The sequence below is a fragment of the Pantoea sp. MBD-2R genome (assembly GCF_039134845.1).
In the GTDB taxonomy this organism is placed as follows: Bacteria; Pseudomonadota; Gammaproteobacteria; order Enterobacterales; family Enterobacteriaceae; genus Erwinia.
The window spans coordinates 2989790-3008581 of record NZ_CP152417.1; the positions used below are offsets into that span (position 1 = coordinate 2989790).

19 protein-coding genes and 1 other annotated feature are annotated in these 18792 nt (G+C 50.6%); of the genes, 13 read left to right on the forward strand and 6 right to left on the reverse strand.

Annotated elements, in window-relative coordinates; translation table 11 throughout:
• The first annotated feature begins 6 nt into the window (after positions 1 to 6).
• A complete protein-coding gene (locus AAGQ96_RS13900) occupies positions 7 to 1284 on the forward strand; it encodes an FAD-binding oxidoreductase (RefSeq protein ID WP_342753859.1) in 1278 nt (425 codons plus the stop codon).
• Positions 1285 to 1291: 7 nt separating this feature from the next.
• Here the strand turns inward: AAGQ96_RS13900 and AAGQ96_RS13905 are convergent, their stop codons facing one another.
• Positions 1292 to 2119, reverse strand: coding sequence for an SDR family oxidoreductase (locus AAGQ96_RS13905; RefSeq protein ID WP_342753860.1), 828 nt, complete (start codon positions 2117 to 2119; stop codon positions 1292 to 1294).
• 179 nt (positions 2120 to 2298) lie between these two features.
• On the opposite strand from AAGQ96_RS13905, the gene hisL reads away from it, so the two are divergent.
• The 12 genes from hisL (at position 2299) to AAGQ96_RS13965 (ending at position 13663) form a co-directional block, all read left to right on the forward strand.
• Positions 2299 to 2346 (forward strand): his operon leader peptide, encoded by a 48-nt coding sequence (gene hisL, locus AAGQ96_RS13910; protein WP_100396937.1) that lies wholly within the window; start codon positions 2299 to 2301, stop codon positions 2344 to 2346.
• Positions 2322 to 2444: a sequence feature (His leader region), on the forward strand. It overlaps the preceding gene by 25 nt.
• Before the next feature lie 78 nt (positions 2445 to 2522).
• Positions 2523 to 3422, forward strand: coding sequence for an ATP phosphoribosyltransferase (gene hisG / locus AAGQ96_RS13915; RefSeq protein WP_147198789.1), 900 nt, complete (start codon positions 2523 to 2525; stop codon positions 3420 to 3422).
• Positions 3423 to 3425: 3 nt separating this feature from the next.
• Positions 3426 to 4733: a histidinol dehydrogenase gene (gene hisD, locus AAGQ96_RS13920; RefSeq protein ID WP_147198790.1), complete on the forward strand. Its 1308-nt coding sequence runs from the start codon at positions 3426 to 3428 to the stop codon at positions 4731 to 4733.
• Positions 4730 to 5821, forward strand: coding sequence for a histidinol-phosphate transaminase (hisC, locus tag AAGQ96_RS13925; RefSeq protein WP_342753861.1), 1092 nt, complete (start codon positions 4730 to 4732; stop codon positions 5819 to 5821). Before hisD ends, hisC begins: the two co-directional genes overlap by 4 nt.
• Positions 5818 to 6885: a bifunctional histidinol-phosphatase/imidazoleglycerol-phosphate dehydratase HisB gene (hisB, locus tag AAGQ96_RS13930; protein WP_147198792.1), complete on the forward strand. Its 1068-nt coding sequence runs from the start codon at positions 5818 to 5820 to the stop codon at positions 6883 to 6885. Before hisC ends, hisB begins: the two co-directional genes overlap by 4 nt.
• Positions 6885 to 7475 (forward strand): imidazole glycerol phosphate synthase subunit HisH, encoded by a 591-nt coding sequence (gene hisH, locus AAGQ96_RS13935; RefSeq protein WP_147198793.1) that lies wholly within the window; start codon positions 6885 to 6887, stop codon positions 7473 to 7475. The genes hisB and hisH overlap by 1 nt, the downstream gene beginning before the upstream one ends.
• Positions 7476 to 7477: 2 nt before the next feature.
• Positions 7478 to 8212: a 1-(5-phosphoribosyl)-5-[(5-phosphoribosylamino)methylideneamino]imidazole-4-carboxamide isomerase gene (gene hisA, locus AAGQ96_RS13940; RefSeq protein ID WP_342753862.1), complete on the forward strand. Its 735-nt coding sequence runs from the start codon at positions 7478 to 7480 to the stop codon at positions 8210 to 8212.
• Positions 8194 to 8970 carry an imidazole glycerol phosphate synthase subunit HisF gene (gene hisF / locus AAGQ96_RS13945; RefSeq protein ID WP_342753863.1) on the forward strand — a complete coding sequence of 259 codons (777 nt, stop codon included), beginning with the start codon at positions 8194 to 8196 and terminating at the stop codon, positions 8968 to 8970. Before hisA ends, hisF begins: the two co-directional genes overlap by 19 nt.
• Positions 8964 to 9575, forward strand: coding sequence for a bifunctional phosphoribosyl-AMP cyclohydrolase/phosphoribosyl-ATP diphosphatase HisIE (hisIE, locus tag AAGQ96_RS13950; RefSeq protein ID WP_147198796.1), 612 nt, complete (start codon positions 8964 to 8966; stop codon positions 9573 to 9575). The genes hisF and hisIE overlap by 7 nt, the downstream gene beginning before the upstream one ends.
• A 222-nt stretch (positions 9576 to 9797) precedes the next feature.
• A complete protein-coding gene (locus tag AAGQ96_RS13955; protein ID WP_147198797.1) occupies positions 9798 to 10274 on the forward strand; it encodes a YbaK/prolyl-tRNA synthetase associated domain-containing protein in 477 nt (158 codons plus the stop codon).
• Positions 10275 to 10566: 292 nt separating this feature from the next.
• The gene (locus AAGQ96_RS13960; RefSeq protein ID WP_342753864.1) at positions 10567 to 11838 is read left to right on the forward strand and encodes a putative sugar O-methyltransferase; all 1272 of its coding nucleotides are present in this window, start codon (positions 10567 to 10569) and stop codon (positions 11836 to 11838) included.
• 16 nt (positions 11839 to 11854) lie between these two features.
• A complete protein-coding gene (locus AAGQ96_RS13965; protein WP_342753865.1) occupies positions 11855 to 13663 on the forward strand; it encodes a DUF2142 domain-containing protein in 1809 nt (602 codons plus the stop codon).
• Positions 13664 to 13883: 220 nt separating this feature from the next.
• Here AAGQ96_RS13965 and AAGQ96_RS13970 read toward each other — a convergent pair whose 3' ends face one another.
• From AAGQ96_RS13970 to AAGQ96_RS13990, 5 genes are all read right to left on the reverse strand, one after another.
• Positions 13884 to 14222 (reverse strand): EamA family transporter, encoded by a 339-nt coding sequence (locus tag AAGQ96_RS13970; protein ID WP_147198800.1) that lies wholly within the window; start codon positions 14220 to 14222, stop codon positions 13884 to 13886.
• A gap of 2 nt (positions 14223 to 14224) precedes the next feature.
• Positions 14225 to 15187 carry a glycosyltransferase family 2 protein gene (locus AAGQ96_RS13975; protein ID WP_147198801.1) on the reverse strand — a complete coding sequence of 321 codons (963 nt, stop codon included), beginning with the start codon at positions 15185 to 15187 and terminating at the stop codon, positions 14225 to 14227.
• 293 nt (positions 15188 to 15480) lie between these two features.
• Positions 15481 to 16887, reverse strand: coding sequence for an NADP-dependent phosphogluconate dehydrogenase (gndA, locus tag AAGQ96_RS13980; RefSeq protein WP_147198802.1), 1407 nt, complete (start codon positions 16885 to 16887; stop codon positions 15481 to 15483).
• A 159-nt stretch (positions 16888 to 17046) separates the two neighbouring features.
• On the reverse strand, positions 17047 to 17886 hold the full coding sequence (locus tag AAGQ96_RS13985) for a glycosyltransferase family 2 protein (protein ID WP_147198803.1): 840 nt from the start codon (positions 17884 to 17886) through the stop codon (positions 17047 to 17049).
• Complete coding sequence (locus AAGQ96_RS13990; protein ID WP_342753866.1) at positions 17883 to 18779, reverse strand: glycosyltransferase family 2 protein; 897 nt, start codon at positions 18777 to 18779, stop codon at positions 17883 to 17885. The genes AAGQ96_RS13985 and AAGQ96_RS13990 overlap by 4 nt, the downstream gene beginning before the upstream one ends.
• Positions 18780 to 18792 lie beyond the last annotated feature (13 nt).

Here is an 18792-nt window from a genome sequence, read left to right on the forward strand (position 1 = left end):
GGAGTTATGGAACATGTGCAGAGTTATTATGCCGCCTCGGTTAATCCTCACGCTCCCTGGCCACAGCTTAATGACAGTATTCAGTGTGATGTTTGCATTATCGGCGGCGGCTTCACCGGCCTCTCATCGGCGCTTTACCTGACCGAAGCGGGCTTTGACGTGGTGGTGCTTGAAGCGGCCAGGGTCGGTTTTGGCGCCAGCGGCCGTAACGGCGGTCAGGTCGTCAACTCTTACAGCCGTGATGTGGATGTTATTGAGCAGCGCTACGGCAAAGAGAGCGCGCAGCTGTTAGGTAGCATGATGTTTGAAGGTGCAGCGGTGATCCGCGACCGTATCGATCGCTATGCTATCGCCTGCGATTATCGGCCCGGCGGCATTTTCGCTGCGCTGAACGGCCGTCAGCTGCACCACCTTCAGGCGCAGCGTAAGCGCTGGCAGCAATATGGTAACCATCAGTTAGAGATGCTGGATCGGTCGGGCATGATGCGGGAAATCGCCAGCGAACGGTATGTTGGCGGCCTGCTGGATCATAGCGGCGGCCATTTGCATCCGTTGAATCTGGCGCTTGGGGAGGCAGAAGCGATTCGCCGGCACGGCGGACGCATTTATGAAAAATCCGAAGTGACTTCCGTGCAGTACGGTTCGCCTCATCAGGTGACGACGGCCACAGGCAACGTCTCGGCAAAATATCTGATTTTTGCCGGTAATGCCTATTTAGCCCCCCATCTGGAACCGAGGCTGTCACGAAAAAGCATTCCCTGTGGCTCGCAGATTATTACCACCGAGCCGCTTTCAGCAGATAAAGCCCTTGCGCTGTTGCCGAACAATCGCTGCGTGGAAGATTGTAATTACCTGCTGGATTATTACCGGCTTACTGCTGATAACCGCCTGCTGTATGGCGGCGGGGTCATTTATGGCGCACGCGAACCGGGCGATATCAAAGAGCTGATCCGGCCGAAGCTGCTCAAAACCTTCCCACAGCTGGCGGGCGTGAAATTTGACTACGCCTGGAGCGGCAATTTCCTGCTGACGCTGTCCCGAATGCCGCAAATTGGCCGGCTGGAAAACGGGGTTTACTACATGCAGGGCGACAGCGGGCATGGCGTCACCTTTACCCATCTGGCCGGCAAACTGATTCTGGAAGCGCTGAAGGGCAATCCGGCACGCTATGATGCTTTCGCCAAACTGCCGCATCTGCCCTTCCCCGGCGGCCGACGCCTTGGTGTGCCTTTAACCGCTATCGGCGCGGCCTGGTATGCGCTGAGGGATCGGTTGGGGGTTTAGCTCACTTTTATTGCAGCGGCATCTTCGCAGGGTTCGGATAGCGATAGGTAAACCCCAGCTCATCGCAGATTTTACTGCCGTCGATAATTTTGCCGCCTGAAGCGCTCTCTTCCGCCCGGAAAGTGGGCGGCGTAAGACCCAGCTGTCGGGCCACTGCCGGATAAAACACCTTACGGGACGGATGCTCAGACGCGCTCAGGTTATAAACATGCCCGCCTTCGGGCTGTTGCAACAGCAGCGTTATAGCTGCAATCACATCTTCCAGATGCACCAGATTTACGCCGTGCCCGCCATCTGCCAGGTCAGTTTTTCCTGCCAGAAAACGGCCCGGATGACGTTCTGGCCCCACCAGCCCTGAAAGTCGCAGAATATCAACCGACGTATTGGGCAACTGATGCAGCCAGTTCTCCAGCTCCACCAGCGTCTTGCCTGCAATGGTGACCGGCTCAAGCGGGCTGCTTTCGGTCATTTTCCCCGCTCCGCCGCCGTAAACAGAGGTGGAACTGGTAAAAATAATGCGGGAGATGTTAGCAGCCAGCGCGCTGTCGACGATTTGCTGCACCGCCTGCAAATAATTTTCGCCCCCTTCTGCGGTACGGCTGGCAGGTAACGTAATCACCAGCGCATCCACGTCGAGCAGTTCACTGAGATCGTCCGCGTCGCATACCATGTCCGGCGTCAGCGTCAGGCAGTAGCTTTCCAGCCCGCACATGCGCGCAGCGTCCACACCATCCTGCGTGGTTTTGCTTCCGGTCACCTGCCATCCTTTCGCAGCTAGCGACAGCCCTAACGGCATGCCCAGCCAGCCCAAACCCACTATTGCCACTCTGTTCATCCTTCGACTCCTGTAATCATCCGTCTCAATACCCGTAAATTACGCCAGCCGGTTTTCGGTGACAATCAGCACTTAATGAGAGAATTTTTCAACGTTGACAAAAAAGGGTTGCGCCCGGCGTTTGTCCTGGGTTAGGTTATTTGTCACGAAATGAATATCCATTCATCAAAGAGAATTATATGACACGCGTTCAGTTTAACCACCATCATCACCATCACCCTGACTAGTCTTTCAGGCGATGTGTGCTGGAAGACATTCAGGATCTTCCAGTGGTGCAGAACGCAAGAAAAGCCCCCGGAAGATCGCCTTCCGGGGGCTTTTTTTTGGATTTCAGTCCGGCCCTGATAATGGATGAGCTGTAGCCCGTTAAATCGAAGCAGACAGGAAAAGAGGATAAGTACCGATGTTAGATAATACGCGTTTACGCATAGCTATGCAGAAATCCGGCCGTTTAAGCGATGAATCACGCGAACTGCTGGCCCGCTGCGGCATAAAAATCAACCTGCAACAGCAGCGCCTGATTGCCTTCGCTGAGAATATGCCGATTGATATCCTGCGCGTGCGTGATGACGATATTCCTGGCCTGGTCATGGATGGCGTTGTCGATTTGGGCATTATCGGTGAGAACGTGCTGGAAGAAGAGCTGCTGACGCGTCGCGCTCAGGGCGAAGATCCCCGCTATTTAACGCTGCGTCGCCTCGATTTCGGTGGCTGTCGCCTCTCTCTGGCGATGTCGGTGGACGATGAATATACCGGCCCGCAGTGTTTACAAAACTCCCGTATTGCCACCTCTTATCCTCACCTGCTGAAAAAGTATCTCGACAAACAGGGCGTTAGCTTTAAATCTTGCCTGCTGAACGGTTCCGTGGAAGTCGCACCTCGCGCAGGCCTGGCCGATGCCATCTGTGACCTGGTTTCCACCGGGGCCACGCTGGAAGCCAACGGCCTGCGTGAAGTGGAAGTGATTTACCGTTCAAAAGCCTGCCTGATCCAGCGCGATGGCGAAATGCCGGGCGCGAAACAGGAACTGATCGACAAGCTGATGACCCGCATCCAGGGCGTGATTCAGGCGCGTGAATCCAAATACATCATGCTGCACGCACCGAGCGAGCGCCTGGAAGACATTATCTCTCTGCTGCCGGGTGCCGAGCGCCCTACCGTTCTGCCGCTGGCAGGCGATAAGAGCCGTGTGGCTATGCACATGGTGAGCAGCGAAACGCTGTTCTGGGAAACCATGGAAAAACTGAAGGCGCTGGGTGCCAGCTCCATTCTGGTGTTGCCAATTGAGAAGATGATGGAGTAACCGATGGCTAACTTCGCTACCCCTGTTAACTGGCAGGATTGCAGCACGGAGCAGCAGCAGGCGCTGCTAACGCGTCCGGCCATTTCAGCGTCAGACACGATTACGCTTAGCGTTCGCCAGATCCTCGATAAGGTAAAAGCGGAAGGCGACGAGGCGCTGCGCTTTTACAGCGCGACGTTTGATAAGACTCAGGTCGGCGCGCTGCGCGTGACCGCTGAGCAAATCGAAGCCGCTTCAGCGCGTCTTGGCGAAGAAATTAAACAGGCGATGGCCGTCGCCGTAGGCAATATCGAAACGTTCCACGTGGCCCAGACGCTGCCTGCTGTGGATATCGAAACCCAGCCGGGCGTGCGCTGTCAGCAGGTTACCCGCCCTGTCGCTTCCGTCGGTCTCTATATTCCTGGCGGCACGGCACCGCTGTTCTCTACGGTGCTGATGCTGGCAACGCCTGCCCGTATCGCAGGCTGCAAACGCGTGGTGCTCTGCTCGCCGCCGCCAATTGCCGATGAAATTCTCTATGCCGCGAAGCTGTGCGGCGTGCAGGAAGTCTTTCAGGTTGGCGGCGCGCAGGCGATTGCCGCAATGGCGCTGGGAACGGAATCCGTGCCTAAAGTCGATAAGATTTTTGGGCCAGGCAATGCTTACGTCACCGAAGCCAAGCGTCAGGTGAGCCAGCGGCTGGATGGCGCCGCCATTGATATGCCTGCCGGCCCTTCAGAAGTGCTGGTGATTGCCGATGCCGGCGCCACGCCGGCTTTTGTCGCCTCTGACCTGCTGTCGCAGGCCGAACACGGGCCGGATTCGCAGGTTATTTTACTGACGCCGTCGCTGGACATGGCCAACGCCGTGTCGCAGGCGGTGGAAGAACAGCTTGCCGACCTGCCGCGCGCCGAAACCGCCCGTAAAGCACTGGAAAGCAGCCGCCTGATTGTGACAAAAGATTTGGCGCAGTGTATTGAAATCAGCAACCGTTACGGGCCTGAGCACCTGATTATCCAGACACGCCAGGCTCGCGATCTGGTTGAGAGCATCACCAGCGCCGGTTCAGTGTTCCTCGGCGACTGGTCGCCAGAATCGGCCGGAGATTATGCGTCAGGTACCAACCACGTGCTGCCGACTTATGGCTTTACCTCAACCTGCTCCAGCCTCGGCCTGGCGGATTTCCAGAAGCGGATGACGGTTCAGGAACTGACTCAACAAGGCTTCAGTAATTTAGCACCGACCATTGAAATTTTGGCCGCGGCTGAACAACTGATCGCCCACAAAAACGCCGTTACCCTGCGCGTTGCCGCGCTCAAGGAGAAGCAATGAGCAGCAGTATAGAAGAGCTGGCGCGGGCCAACGTCCGCAAACTGACGCCTTATCAGTCTGCCCGCCGTCTTGGCGGCAATGGCGACGTCTGGCTGAACGCCAACGAATATCCGCTGGCCGTGCCTTTTGAACTTAGCCAGAATACGCTGAACCGTTACCCGGAATGCCAGCCGAAACAGGTCATTGAGCGCTATGCGGCCTACGCCGGTCTGCAACCCGATCAGGTCCTGGTCAGCCGTGGCGCGGATGAAGGTATCGAACTGCTGATCCGGGCATTTTGCGAGCCGGGTAAAGACGCCGTGCTGTTCTGCCCGCCCACTTACGGCATGTACAGCGTCAGCGCAGAGACGATTGGCGTGGAATACCGCACCGTTGATGCGCAGGAAGAGTGGCAGCTGAATCTGCCCGCCATCGCTGAACGGCTGGATGGCGTGAAGCTGGTTTACGTATGTAGCCCGAATAATCCAACCGGCAACCTGATTAAGCCGGAAGATATTCGTCAGCTGCTGGAAATGACCCGCGGCAAAGCGCTGGTGGTTGCCGATGAGGCATATATCGAGTTTTGCCCGGCGGCAACCCTTACCGGCTGGCTACAGGAGTATCCGCACCTGGTGATCCTGCGTACGCTCTCTAAAGCTTTTGCGCTGGCCGGCCTGCGCTGCGGCTTTACGCTGGCCAATGCTGAAGTGATTGCGCTGTTGATGAAGGTGATTGCGCCCTATCCGCTCTCCACGCCGGTGGCCGATATTGCCGCCCAGGCGTTGAGCGAACAAGGCGTGGCGATCATGAAACAGCATGTGAAGGAAGTTTTAGCTAATCGTGAAAAGCTGATAGCCGATCTGCGCGAGTGCGACTGCGTGGAAAAGGTGTTCACCAGCGAGACTAACTACGTGCTGGCGCGTTTTACCGCCTCAAGCGCGGTATTTAAAACGCTATGGGATCAAGGCATTATCTTACGCGATCAGAATAAACAACCGGGTTTGTCGGGATGCCTGCGCATCACTGTCGGCACCCGTGAAGAGTGCGACCGCACGATTGAAGCGCTAAAAACATTACCCGGCGCGTCCGACTCCAGGGAGCAAGCATGAGCCAGAAAGTCCTTTTTATCGATCGTGACGGTACGATTATTTCCGAGCCGCCGGAGGATTTCCAGGTGGACCGCATGGATAAGCTGGCCTTTGAGCCACAGGTTATCCCTGCACTGCTGGCGCTGCAATCAGCCGGTTACAAGCTGGTAATGATCACCAACCAGGACGGCCTGGGCACCAGCAGCTTCCCGCAGGCTGATTTCGACGGCCCGCATAACCTGATGATGCAGGTGCTTGAATCGCAGGGTATCCGCTTTGACGACGTCCTGATCTGTCCGCACAAACCGGAAGATAACTGCGACTGCCGCAAACCGAAAACCAAACTGGTAACGGCGTGGCTGGCCGAAGGCGTTCTGGATACGGCAAACAGCTATGTGATTGGCGATCGTACCACCGACCTGCAACTGGCCAGCAACATGGGCATCCAGGGCCTGCACTATTCGCAGAATGGTCTTAACTGGCAGGCCATTGAGCAGCAGCTGACCAAACGCGATCGCCATGCGCTGGTGAATCGTAATACCAAAGAGACGCAGATTAAGGTGGAAGTCTGGCTGGATCGCGAAGGCAACAGCCAGTTCAATACCGGTGTCGGTTTCTTCGATCACATGCTGGATCAGATTGCCACGCACGGCGGCTTCCGCATGAACATTGAAGTGAAAGGCGATCTCTATATTGACGATCACCACACGGTTGAAGATACCGGTCTGGCGCTGGGCGAGGCGCTGCTGAAGGCGCTGGGCGATAAGCGCGGCATTGGCCGCTTCGGCTTTGTGCTGCCGATGGACGAATGTCTGGCGCGCTGTGCGCTGGATATCTCCGGCCGCCCGCACCTTGAATATAAAGCCGAGTTTAATTACCAGCGCGTCGGCGATTTGAGTACCGAGATGGTTGAACACTTCTTCCGCTCGCTCTCTTACACCATGGCCAGCACGCTACACCTGAAAACCAAAGGCAAAAACGACCATCACCGTGTGGAAAGCCTGTTTAAAGCCTTCGGCCGCACGCTGCGTCAGGCGATCCGCGTTGAAGGCAACACGCTGCCCAGCTCGAAAGGAGTGCTGTAATGGATGTCGTCATTCTGGATACCGGCTGTGCCAACCTCTCTTCGGTAAAGTGGGCGATCCAGCGGCTGGGTTATGACCCGGTTGTCAGCCGCGAAGCCGACGTGGTATTGCAGGCCGATAAGCTGCTGCTGCCCGGCGTGGGCACGGCTCAGGCGGCAATGGATCAGCTGCGGGAACGCGATCTGATCGAGCTGATCAAAGCCTGTACCCAACCGGTGCTGGGCATCTGTCTCGGCATGCAGCTGCTCGGTTCACAAAGTGATGAAAGCAACGGCGTACAAACCCTGGGCATCATTAATGAACCCGTGCAAAAAATGACGGACCACGGGCTGCCACTGCCGCATATGGGCTGGAATCAGATTACGCCGCAAGCGGGCAATCACCTGTTTCGTGGCATTCCGGACGGCGCTTATTTCTATTTCGTCCACAGCTATGCGATGCCGGTTAATGAACACACCATTGCGCAATGCAACTACGGCGAGCCGTTTACCGCGGCGGTGCAGAAAGATAATTTCTTCGGCGTACAGTTCCACCCTGAACGCTCGGGTGCGGCTGGCGCGCAGCTGCTGAAAAATTTCCTGGAGATGTAACGGTGATTATCCCCGCATTAGATTTGATTGATGGCAACGTGGTGCGCCTGCATCAGGGCGATTACGGTCAGCAGCGCGACTACGGCAGCGATCCTTTGCCGAGGCTACAGGAGTACGAAGCTCAGGGCGCTAACGTGCTGCACCTGGTGGATTTAACCGGCGCGAAAGATCCTGCTGCTCGCCAAATTCCCTTGCTGAAAAAACTGCTGGCAGGCGTACGCGTGCCGGTACAGGTCGGCGGCGGGATCCGCAGCAAAGCCGACGTGGAAGCGCTGCTTGATGCCGGTGCAAGCCGCGTGGTCGTGGGTTCGACTGCGGTAAAACAGCCGGAAGAAGTGCAGAACTGGTTTAAAGAGTACGGTGCCGATGCCATTGTGCTGGCGCTGGACGTACGTATCGATGCTTACCGTAAAGAAGTGGCGATCAGCGGCTGGCAGGAAGCGGCAGGCGTGACGCTTGAAGAGGTTATTGCGCAGTTTCAGCCTTCGGGCCTTAAACATGTGCTTTGCACTGATATCTCTCGTGACGGTACGCTGCAAGGCTCGAACGTTGAGTTATATCGTGAGATCTCGGCACGTTTTCCGCAGATCGCCTTTCAGTCTTCCGGCGGCATTGGCTCGCTGGCCGATATCAATGCGCTACGCGGCAGTGGCGCACAGGGCGTCATTGTGGGTCGTGCATTACTTGAAGGTAAATTCACCGTCTCGGAGGCTATCGAATGCTGGCAAAACGGATAATCCCCTGCCTGGACGTACGTGACGGTCAGGTGGTAAAAGGCGTGCAGTTCCGCAACCATGAAATTATCGGCGATATCGTGCCGCTGGCACAGCGCTATGCTGAGGAAGGCGCGGACGAGCTGGTTTTTTATGATATCACCGCCTCATCGGCTGGCCGCGTGGTCGACAAAAGCTGGGTTTCGCGCGTCGCTGAAGTGATTGATATTCCTTTCTGCGTGGCGGGCGGCATCAAGTCTGCGGAAGATGCCGCGCAGATCCTCTCGTTTGGCGCCGATAAAATTTCCATCAACTCCCCGGCGCTGGCCGATCCCGAGCTGATCACCCGTCTCGCCGACCGTTTTGGCGTACAGTGCATTGTGGTGGGCATTGATACCTGGTACGACAGCGAAAGCGGTAAATACCATGTTAATCAATATACCGGCGACGAAAGTCGCACAAAAGTCACCACCTGGGAAACCCTCGACTGGGTACAGGAAGTGCAAAAGCGCGGCGCGGGCGAAATCGTGTTGAACATGATGAATCAGGATGGCGTGCGTAACGGCTACGATCTCATCCAGCTACAGAAAGTACGCGAAGTCTGTAAAGTCCCGCTGATCGCGTCCGGCGGCGCAGGCACCATGGAACATTTCCATGAAGCCTTCCGCGATGCGGACGTTGACGGTGCGCTGGCAGCCAGCGTCTTCCATAAGCAGATTATCAATATTGGTGAACTGAAAAAGTTCCTGGCGACTAAAGGCGTGGAGATTCGCACGTGTTAACAGAACAACAGCTGGCCCAGCTGGATTGGGTCAAAACCGACGGCATGATGCCGGCCATTGTGCAGCACGCCGTTTCCGGCGAAGTATTGATGCACGGTTATATGAACGAGCAGGCGCTGGCTAACACGCTGGAAAGCGGCAAGGTAACGTTCTGGTCGCGTACGAAACAGCGCTTATGGACCAAGGGCGAATCCTCGGGCCATTTCCTCAACGTGGTGAGCATCACGCCGGATTGTGATAACGATACGCTGCTGGTGCTGGTCAATCCTGTTGGCCCGACCTGTCATCTTGGCACATCCAGCTGCTTCTCCCCGGCCGCGCCCGACTGGACTTTCCTTTACCAGCTTGAGCAGCTGCTGGCCGAACGCAAGCATGCCGATCCGAAAAGTTCTTATACCGCCAGCCTGTACGCCAGCGGCACCAAGCGCATTGCGCAGAAAGTGGGTGAAGAAGGCGTGGAAACCGCGCTGGCAGCGACCGTTAATGACCGTTTCGAGCTGACCAACGAGGCTTCCGATCTGATTTATCACCTGCTGGTGCTGCTTCAGGATCAGGATTTGAACCTGAGCGCGATTATTAATAATCTGCGCGAGCGGCATAAATAGGTTTGCCTGCGAAAGTGGTGTAAAAATAAGGCTCCGGTAGGAGAAAGCCAGAATTAGAAGACCAGGCAACAGGCTGGGATCGGCCTTCAGGATATCAACATTGTGCTGACATGCGGCACATGCCTTGAGCTTATCAACATCCTGAAGGCCTTAGTTGACGCTGAAGATGTCCGAGGCATTCTTCAACTCCCCCTCAAACTGCCTCTTACTCAAGGAGAAAGCATGAGCACATTCGACAAGCTAACCGCGCTGCTCGACAGCCATCAGGCACGCTATAAAGTGATGGAACATGCAGCGACGGGTAAATGTGAAGAAGTGGCGGCGATCCGCGGCACCGCTGTCGGACAGGGCGCCAAAGCGCTGGTTTGCCATGTCAAAGGCAACGGCGTTAAACAGTACGTCCTGGCGGTATTGCCTGCCGACCAACAGGCTGATTTGAGTAAGGTGGCCAGAGCGGTAGACGGCCTGCGCGCCTCGCTGGCCAGCCCGGCGGAAGTGGATCGGCTGACCGACTGTGTATTTGGTGCGATACCGCCCTTCAGCTTTCACGATGAGCTGAAAGTATTAGTTGATCCCACACTGTGTGAGCGCAACAGCGAAATCGCGTTTAATGCCGGCCTGCTGGAAAAATCGATGGTGCTGGACGTGGCGGATTATCTGCGTGTTTGTGATTTCAGCCCGGCAAACATTCTTAAATAAGAATTCACAGGCTGATGTCTATCGTTTTATTTCTGCGAGTAAAAATCACCCCCCAAAATTAAACCATGCGGCCTTGCTTCAATACCCAGGTCCTACCACCGTGAAAACGCTCGCGCAACATCTGTTCGAAGAAAATGCAGAGCGAAACAGCCCGATGCTACCTGTCTGCCTGGTGAAGTACTGATTTAAATGACTAATCAGCGGCTAACGATTTATGACAAATGGTGTTTGCTAAAAAATTAACTTAGAATGCGCTATTAAGAACCCTGACGTTAAGATAATGAGAAACGGAATGGCCAGTCAAAAAATCAAAAAATTGCTCTTAAACATCCCCTCGGTTAGACATTATGTTGAAACAACCAATAATATCAGAAATGAAAATATTCGGTTAACGCATGAAATTGAAAAAAAAACCTCTTTAATTTCTCAGTCAAGAAGTCCAGCCCTGTTTAACTGTAGTGATGATTTTCTGACAGAAAGACTATTATCTCATCCAATAAAATCCCTTAGCGGATCGCTGACGCTAGCCAGCGAGCCTGCTCGCCACATCGCAAACCGGGTGGAGGTCGCAGAACGTTTAATCAAAGCCTATCATAAGGCTTTAGCCGATGAAGCGGCCTCTCCGCTTCGCCGGGAAGGTGAAGACTTATGGACGGGTTTATTACGTAATGAACTGCCGGAGTTGCTTAACGCTATAGACAGCCGTGACGCGGTAAAACTGGCCGATTTTTTAGCTAATTTTGGGACTTCTTATGTCTGGTTTGGCGGTATAACAACCTGTATTGACGGTTTCAATAAGGATTTACGTCCCGAAAGTATCGCCTTAACCTACCATGATAAACTTGTCAGCCTGGCGGAGAGCCTGGGCGTTTTACGCTACGAAAGCCCGGAATCAGGTCCATGGGGAGACAACATGCTCTCGGATAGCACCGACGTGCTGAACAGGATAGCTCATAAAATCGGCATAGATATTCATCCCCCGATGGGCATAATTCACACAGACGGCATTAAAGCAGGCAAGAGTGTTTTGCACTATCGCCATATTAACGCCCTGTATAGTGCGCTCCGGCTACATGCGCTCAATAAAAAGCAGGAAGCGGTTTGTGAATTTGGTGGCGGCCTCGGCATAACCGCTATGTATTCACTTCGCCTGGGCGTGAAAGATTATACAATTTTCGATTTACCTATTACCTGTCTGCTTGCCGGGCATTATCTTATTCATGCCATTGGCGAAAATAATGTCGTGCTCTATGGCGAGGAAGCAAAGGAAAATGCTGTGAAGCTGCTGCCTTATTGGGAATGTCAAAAACAGGATGATAACAGATTTTCCTATGCTCTGAATCAGGACAGCCTACCTGAAATTTCAGACAACCTTATTAAGGAATATTTAACACAGATAAAGAAAATGGTAGCTAAAGGATTTCTTAGTATTAATCACGAGTGCTTTCATCCTCGCACAGTAATGCGTTTTACCGAGGAGTCCGGCGGATTTGAGCTTTTACACCGTTCTAAATGTTGGGTGCGGGATGGCTATGTAGAAGAGTTTTATACTTTACAAAATTGATGACAGGCTTATAAAAATGGAACAAAAAGTTCAGGCTGCTTTTGGGGCATGCTTTAAAAAAGGTAACAGGTCAGTTTATCTGGCGGTAATACTATTCTCTTTCCTGTTGCTGTCAGCCATATTTTACATAAAACCTCCATTTGGTTCCCCGGATGAAGCGACACATCTTTTCAGAGCAGATAGCCTGGCGCAGGGCTATATCTTGCTTGAGCCCACAGGGAAAGACGGTACTACCGGTGGTGAAGTTAATGCCTCACTGGGCAAAGCGGTGCTGAAATACAGTGACTATGTACACACTCACTCGTATAGAGGAAGTGATAAGTTCATTGAAGAATTAAAGTCGTTAAAGTGGGAAAGTAAAAATGCGGAGATTGGACTACCGACAACGGCCTTTTATATGCCCTTTGTCTATATCCCTCAGGCTGTGTCTTTTTATGTGGGTGAAAAGCTGAATCTCAGCGTTTATTCAACCTACGCGCTAATAAATTACGTTACCTTTGGTATATGCATTATAATTTTTTTAGCTGCTTACAGAATATACCCTATTCCTCTTTTCTCGCTTTGCCTGATACTCATGCCGATGTCGGTTTATCAGATTTTTTCGCCCACTATTGATGGCATAAGTCTTGCGCTTACCTGCCTGGGCATGTCATTTTTTATGACATTGCTTAACAGTGGGAATAATGATACCGAGAAAAACTGGCGATACATCCTGTCAGGTCTGGCACTGTGCATTATTATTGTAATCGGCAGCCGAGCCAATTTAATTTGCATGGTATTGATTCCGCTGTGGCTGTTCTTCATTTCCAGAAAAAAAACGTATTTGGCGGTATTTCTTATTGTATCCGTTATTACACTGGGCTGGATTGGTTATTCGATAACAAGCTCTTATGACCCCTCATCGGTGAAGCATGGCGGATTAAGCAATGCACAGATAATCGCCTACTACATCAAGAACCCCCTGGTTACCCTGAATATAGCGATCGGTACTTTTACAAACAGTGACAAGCTATTCTTTTACTATAACTCATTGATAGGAAACCTGGCGTGGCTTGACGCCCCCATCCATAAAACAATCCGTAACCTTTTCGCTATGTTACTGGTGGCTTCATTACTGGCACATCTGGTAGTCGGAAAATTAAAGACAAGCCGCGCGACAGCATTTCTAATCGCCATACTGGCTGTTGCATCGCTTACCTTAATTTTCGCAGCGCTGCTGGTTCAATGGTCTACCTTCCCAACCGAGGAAATAGATGGCGTTCAGGGAAGATATTTTATTATTCCCTTAGTAATTCTGGGGTACGCGCTGCCGCAGCTCAGATTCAATAAAAAAGCCACTGCCCTGATACTGGTTAGCCTGTCAGTTGTTTCTGTTGCTACTATTTATGTCACGCTTAATCAGCGCTATCATACGACTATTGATATTCCGCAAGAACGCGACGTGAAGCGTGACGGGACTATTTATAACCTTGACGGCGAAAACCATTTACAGTTTGGGATAAGCACCCCTAATGGCAAAGTCAAAAATGTCAATGTGTTAATGGCCAACTATCGCAGAACAGCTAAAGGCATAGTTTCTTTACATGTCTGCTCAGAAGGTAACTGTGTCGATGCCAGTTCCGATATCAGCAACCGACCTGATAACGCCTACTACAGGTTTAAATTTGATAAACCTTTAAAAATCACTAACGGAGCAGTAACGATGGATTTCTCTTTCAAAAAAGTTGGTAATTCCTCTCCGGCGGCGTTATGGCTGTTTGAACAAAAAGATGACGAAACGATCCAAATTCCTAAAATGCAGTTTAAGTATAGCAGTATTAAATAATGGTTCTGTAGGTCATACAGATAACATTTAAGCGTGACCATAAAAAAGCTATCCGGTGCCTGGCCCGGATAGCCAGCAGAATCAATACCCCTGGTAATATTTGCAGCAAGAACAGCCACCGCCGTAGCTAACGATAATAATTAGGCTGTATTGATAAAAAAAAAGCCGATAGCATACGCTAACGGCTCTTTTTTTAAAGACCATTTATCTGTAAATGAAACTAAGATTTTACGGCAATGATGATTCCGATCATAATTAGGGCTACCCCGAAAAAATACTGATAGGTGAATTTTTCGCCCAAAAACAGATAACTTCCAATAGGGACGATGGCAAAAGCAAGCGCCATCAGGGGATAGGCCTTGCCCAGCTCTATCTTTTGCAAAACCCAGACCCACGCTATCGTCGTAATACCATAAAGCGCAAAGGCACAAAATAATATTGCCAGCGCGTTAAAAGAAAACATGGTGCCACTTTTATGCATAGCGATGGCGCTAAGCTTAAACATTATTTGCCCTGCGGCAATACCAAGAACGCACAATAGCGCGACTAAATAAAACATGATTACTTATACCTGCGATGGAAAGCTCTTTTAGGCGTGTTTGCCACATCATGACCGACAAAAGCCATAATAAACTGTATGCCGATAATAATTGGTAATGCGGCTAACATTATAGCACCGGACGTTGTAGGAATACCGCTCTGGATAGAGTGAACCCAGTGCGAAATACCGGTACAAAATCCAAAAAGCAACATTAGCAGCCCAACAGGTAACTCTATCGAAGCCAGGGACATGTCGCGCAGGTAGTAATTATAAAAAACCCTCTTACAAAAATTCCTGCCGTGTTTAAACAAAAAATCGCCGATAATTTTAGAAATCTTTAGATTAGATACTTCTTCTTCATACTTGGCATGCATAGGGATATCGATCACAACAGCTTTTAGTGTATTAAGTCTGAAAAGCATGTCAGATTCGAAAAAATATCTCTTACTTATTTTATTTAACGGCAGGTTTTTAATAACATCTTTATGGATTGCCGTATATCCATTCGTCGGATCGAATATATTCCAGTAACCCGAAGATATTTTCGTCATAAAGGACAAAACTGCATTGCCAAACAGCCTAATTTTAGGCATGGCCATAATGTTTTCAAGATTGAAGAAGCGGTTACCTTTAGTGTAATCGGCTTCACCACTTATAATAGGCGCGATAAATTCGCACAGTAAAGACGGATCCATCTGCCCATCGCCATCAATCTTAACAATGACGTCAATATCGTCTGCTAAAGCTGCACTGTAGCCATGCATTACTGCTCCGCCAACGCCCTGATTAACGCTGTTACGCAGGACTGTTACTCTCAAATCCGTATTATTTTCTTCAATAAAATCGCCAGATCCTTCCGGGCAACAATCATCTACGGCATAAATTTTGTCCACTTCAGGTCCAATAGCCTGAATCACCCCTAAGATGTGGCTTTTTACCTTATAACAGGGGATAACAACAGCAACAGCGATCTTTTTACTCATAGAGATTCCTTAAAGTGACAAAGGGAGAAAGTCCTTTTATAAAATAAAGGAACAGACTAATAAAATTTGTCTCACAGGTAAACTAAGTTCTTATGTAATTTCAGGCTGGATGAACCTGAAAATATGATGGTGGATCGCGACCAATGACGAAAGAGGCTTGATTTGAGGCACGTTAACCTAAAAGATGATAATTGATCGCGCTCGATTATTTGAAGACAGGGGGTGAAATTATATTTATATGACAAAAGGGCTTCAGAATGAAGCCCCTGGAATTACTCATGTAGCAGCTAAAATTAATCCAGCCACTCGGTGTGGAACACACCTTCTTTATCAGTACGCTTGTAGGTGTGCGCACCGAAGTAGTCACGCTGAGCCTGAATCAGGTTCGCTGGCAGCACCGCAGAACGGTAGCTGTCGTAGTATGCGATTGCAGCAGAGAAGGTTGGCGTTGGAATACCGTTCTGAACGGCATAGGCCACAACGTCACGCAGCGCCTGCTGGTATTCATCCGCGATGTTTTTGAAGTATGGCGCCAGCAGCAGGTTAGCGATTTCTGCATTGTCTGCATAAGCATCGGTAATTTTCTGCAGGAACTGCGCGCGGATGATGCAACCAGCACGGAAGATCTTAGCAATCTCACCGTAGTGCAGATCCCAGTTGTTTTCGTCAGAAGCCGCTTTCAGCTGAGAGAAGCCCTGCGCGTAAGAAACGATTTTGCCCAGGTACAGCGCGCGACGCACTTTCTCTACAAACTCCGCTTTTTCGCCGCTGATAGTCTGCACGGTTGGACCGCTCAGAACTTTAGAAGCCGCAACACGCTGGGTTTTCAGAGAAGAAAGGTAGCGGGCAAACACGGATTCGGTGATCAGGGACAGAGGCTCGCCCAGGTCCAGAGAGCTCTGGCTGGTCCATTTGCCGGTGCCTTTGTTCGCCGCTTCATCCAGAATAACGTCAACCAGGTATTTACCGTCTTCATCTTTTTTCGTGAAGATGTCTTTGGTGATGTCGATCAGGTAACTGCTCAGTTCGCCTTCGTTCCACTCGCTGAAGGTCTTCGCCAGATCTTCGTTGCTCAGGTTCAGGGCATTTTTCAGCAGGGAATAGGCTTCAGCAATCAGCTGCATGTCGCCGTATTCGATACCGTTATGCACCATCTTCACATAATGACCCGCGCCGTCCGGACCAATGTATGCAACGCAAGCTTCACCTTCTGCGCGGGCAGCAATCTTATCCAGGATTGGCGCAACCAGCTCATAAGCTTCTTTCTGACCGCCAGGCATGATAGATGGACCTTTCAGCGCACCCTCTTCGCCGCCGGAAACACCGGTACCGATAAAGTTGAAGCCCTGCTCAGACAGCTCGCGGTTACGACGAATAGTGTCTTTATAGAAGGTGTTGCCGCCGTCGATCAGGATGTCGCCTTTATCCAGATGTGGAGTCAGAGAAGCGATGGTTTTGTCGGTCGCTTCACCTGCCTGTACCATCAGCAGAATACGACGCGGTTTCTCAAGGGATTCAACAAACTCTTCGATGGTGTAGTAAGGAGCCAGCTTTTTGCCTTCGTTTTCTGCGATGACTTCATCGGTCTTTTCGCGTGAACGGTTAAAGATGGAAACGGTATAGCCGCGGCTCTCAATGTTAAGAGCGAGGTTACGGCCCATTACTGCCATACCTACAACGCCGATCTGTTGCTTGGACATTACATACTCCTGTCTGGGGATTACATAGACTTAAAGCCCGTATTCAATTCATATTAACTGAAGAGTAAGGGCTGTTGGTAGCAATAGGTGTGATAGGTATCTAAAATGTTCCGGGTAACATGCTTACTATTTAAACGATGCCACCTCAAAACGTTTTTATCAGACCATTTTCCAACCATTTTTATGAAAGAACTTAATCATTGAAGAGGTAAACAACATAATATGTTTAAGCCCTTTTCGTGAAGCATTACCGCCATGATGAACGACTTCCACTTGTGGAACATAGGCAACTTTTGTCAGTCTGGCCGCGCGCCAACTCAGATCGGTATCTTCAAAATAGAGAAAATAGTCAGGGTCAAACCCGCGCAGTTCTTGCAGGACGCTGTTTCTGAAAAACATAAAGCAACCACTAACTATAGGGGGATTCCAGTAGACATTATCCAGGGTAATATCCTCAGCCATATTATAGTTAGCAAGCCGTTTTTTTAAGATTTTCCTTATAAAGGATGGCGCGAATCCACGTAGCAAAAGGGTAAAAACACTGGGATAACGCTTACATAAAAATTGTCTCTCGCCATTACGCCAGCGAGCAAGGGGTGAGAGTAGGCCACATTCAGGATGTGAGCTTAGAAAATCCAGGGCTACCGCAAGTGTATTTTCATGCAAAATAATATCCGGGTTAAGGATGAGGTGATAGTCTGCATTTGCATTCATAGCAAGGTTATGAGCACGTCCATAGCCAAGGTTTTCACCGGCAATAATAACCTCGCAGAAACAATACTTTTCTTCCAGAACGCGGTGGCGCTCATTTTTTTCTTTATAGCCGTTTTCGATCAGGATCACTTCAAAACGCGTAGCCTGACAATGCTTAAATGCAGTTTCCAGTGACCCCATCAGGGCAAAAATGTCATCATCAATATAGTAAGTTACAACAGAGACACGCAGGATCCTGCTTGCAGTAGCGGAATTTAACTCATCAACATTGTCGGAAATTTTCATTTCAATTCACACTTACCTGATTTGCTATTTATGCCGTCCCGACATCCCCGAATGATAGCTTTGATATTTTTGAATCTTTGCCCGGCAAACAATAACAAAATAGTCATTTTGATAGCAAGTTTATAGCAATCTACAATTTTCCAGCTCACCGGGATAAATTTTCTTTTATAAAGAAGAATAGCATTTCTTACCATATAGTAGTGGCGCTGAGGAGAATGCACGGCAACATTTCGCCCCATGAAAGCTATATTATTATCACCCAACGCATGATGCATCTGTGCAGAAAAGCAGCCATATGAGCGTAAACCTTTTGCCCTGGCACGGAGCGCCCATTCTATATCAACATAATCAATAAAAAGAGACGCGTCCATCAGACCCGTCACTGCCAACGCACGCACAGGGATCAGAGAACCTGAGGCAATCAAATGATCAACTTCAACGATGTTGCTGCTGTCATTTTGCGCCATTTTAATGATGCTCAATCCCTCAACACGGATAAAACGCGCCTGGGAAGCCTTTTGTCCATTAGTAAAGTTAGGGCCGATTGCCGCCGCGTCAGTTAACATTGAAAAACCCCGGACCAGCTCCTCAACCATATTTTCGGCAGGCAGGCTGTCCTGATCCATGAGCAGGACATAAGCGTAACCCTGCTCCATCGCTCTGGTAATTCCGTGGTTTTGCGCGGCAGCGATGCCGAGATTTTCTTGCATTTTCAGCAAAGAGACATTATCCGGGCAGCCTGAGATATACGCCTCCAGCGCTGCCACATTTTCTGAACCATTATCGACAATAACGACATCTACATTGCTGTTGAGCAAGACAGCAACCTGGCGAGATAAGTCTTTAATGACAGGCTGCCAGGTGACCGTTATGGCCAAAATTTTCTCGTTCACTTTACATTACCCT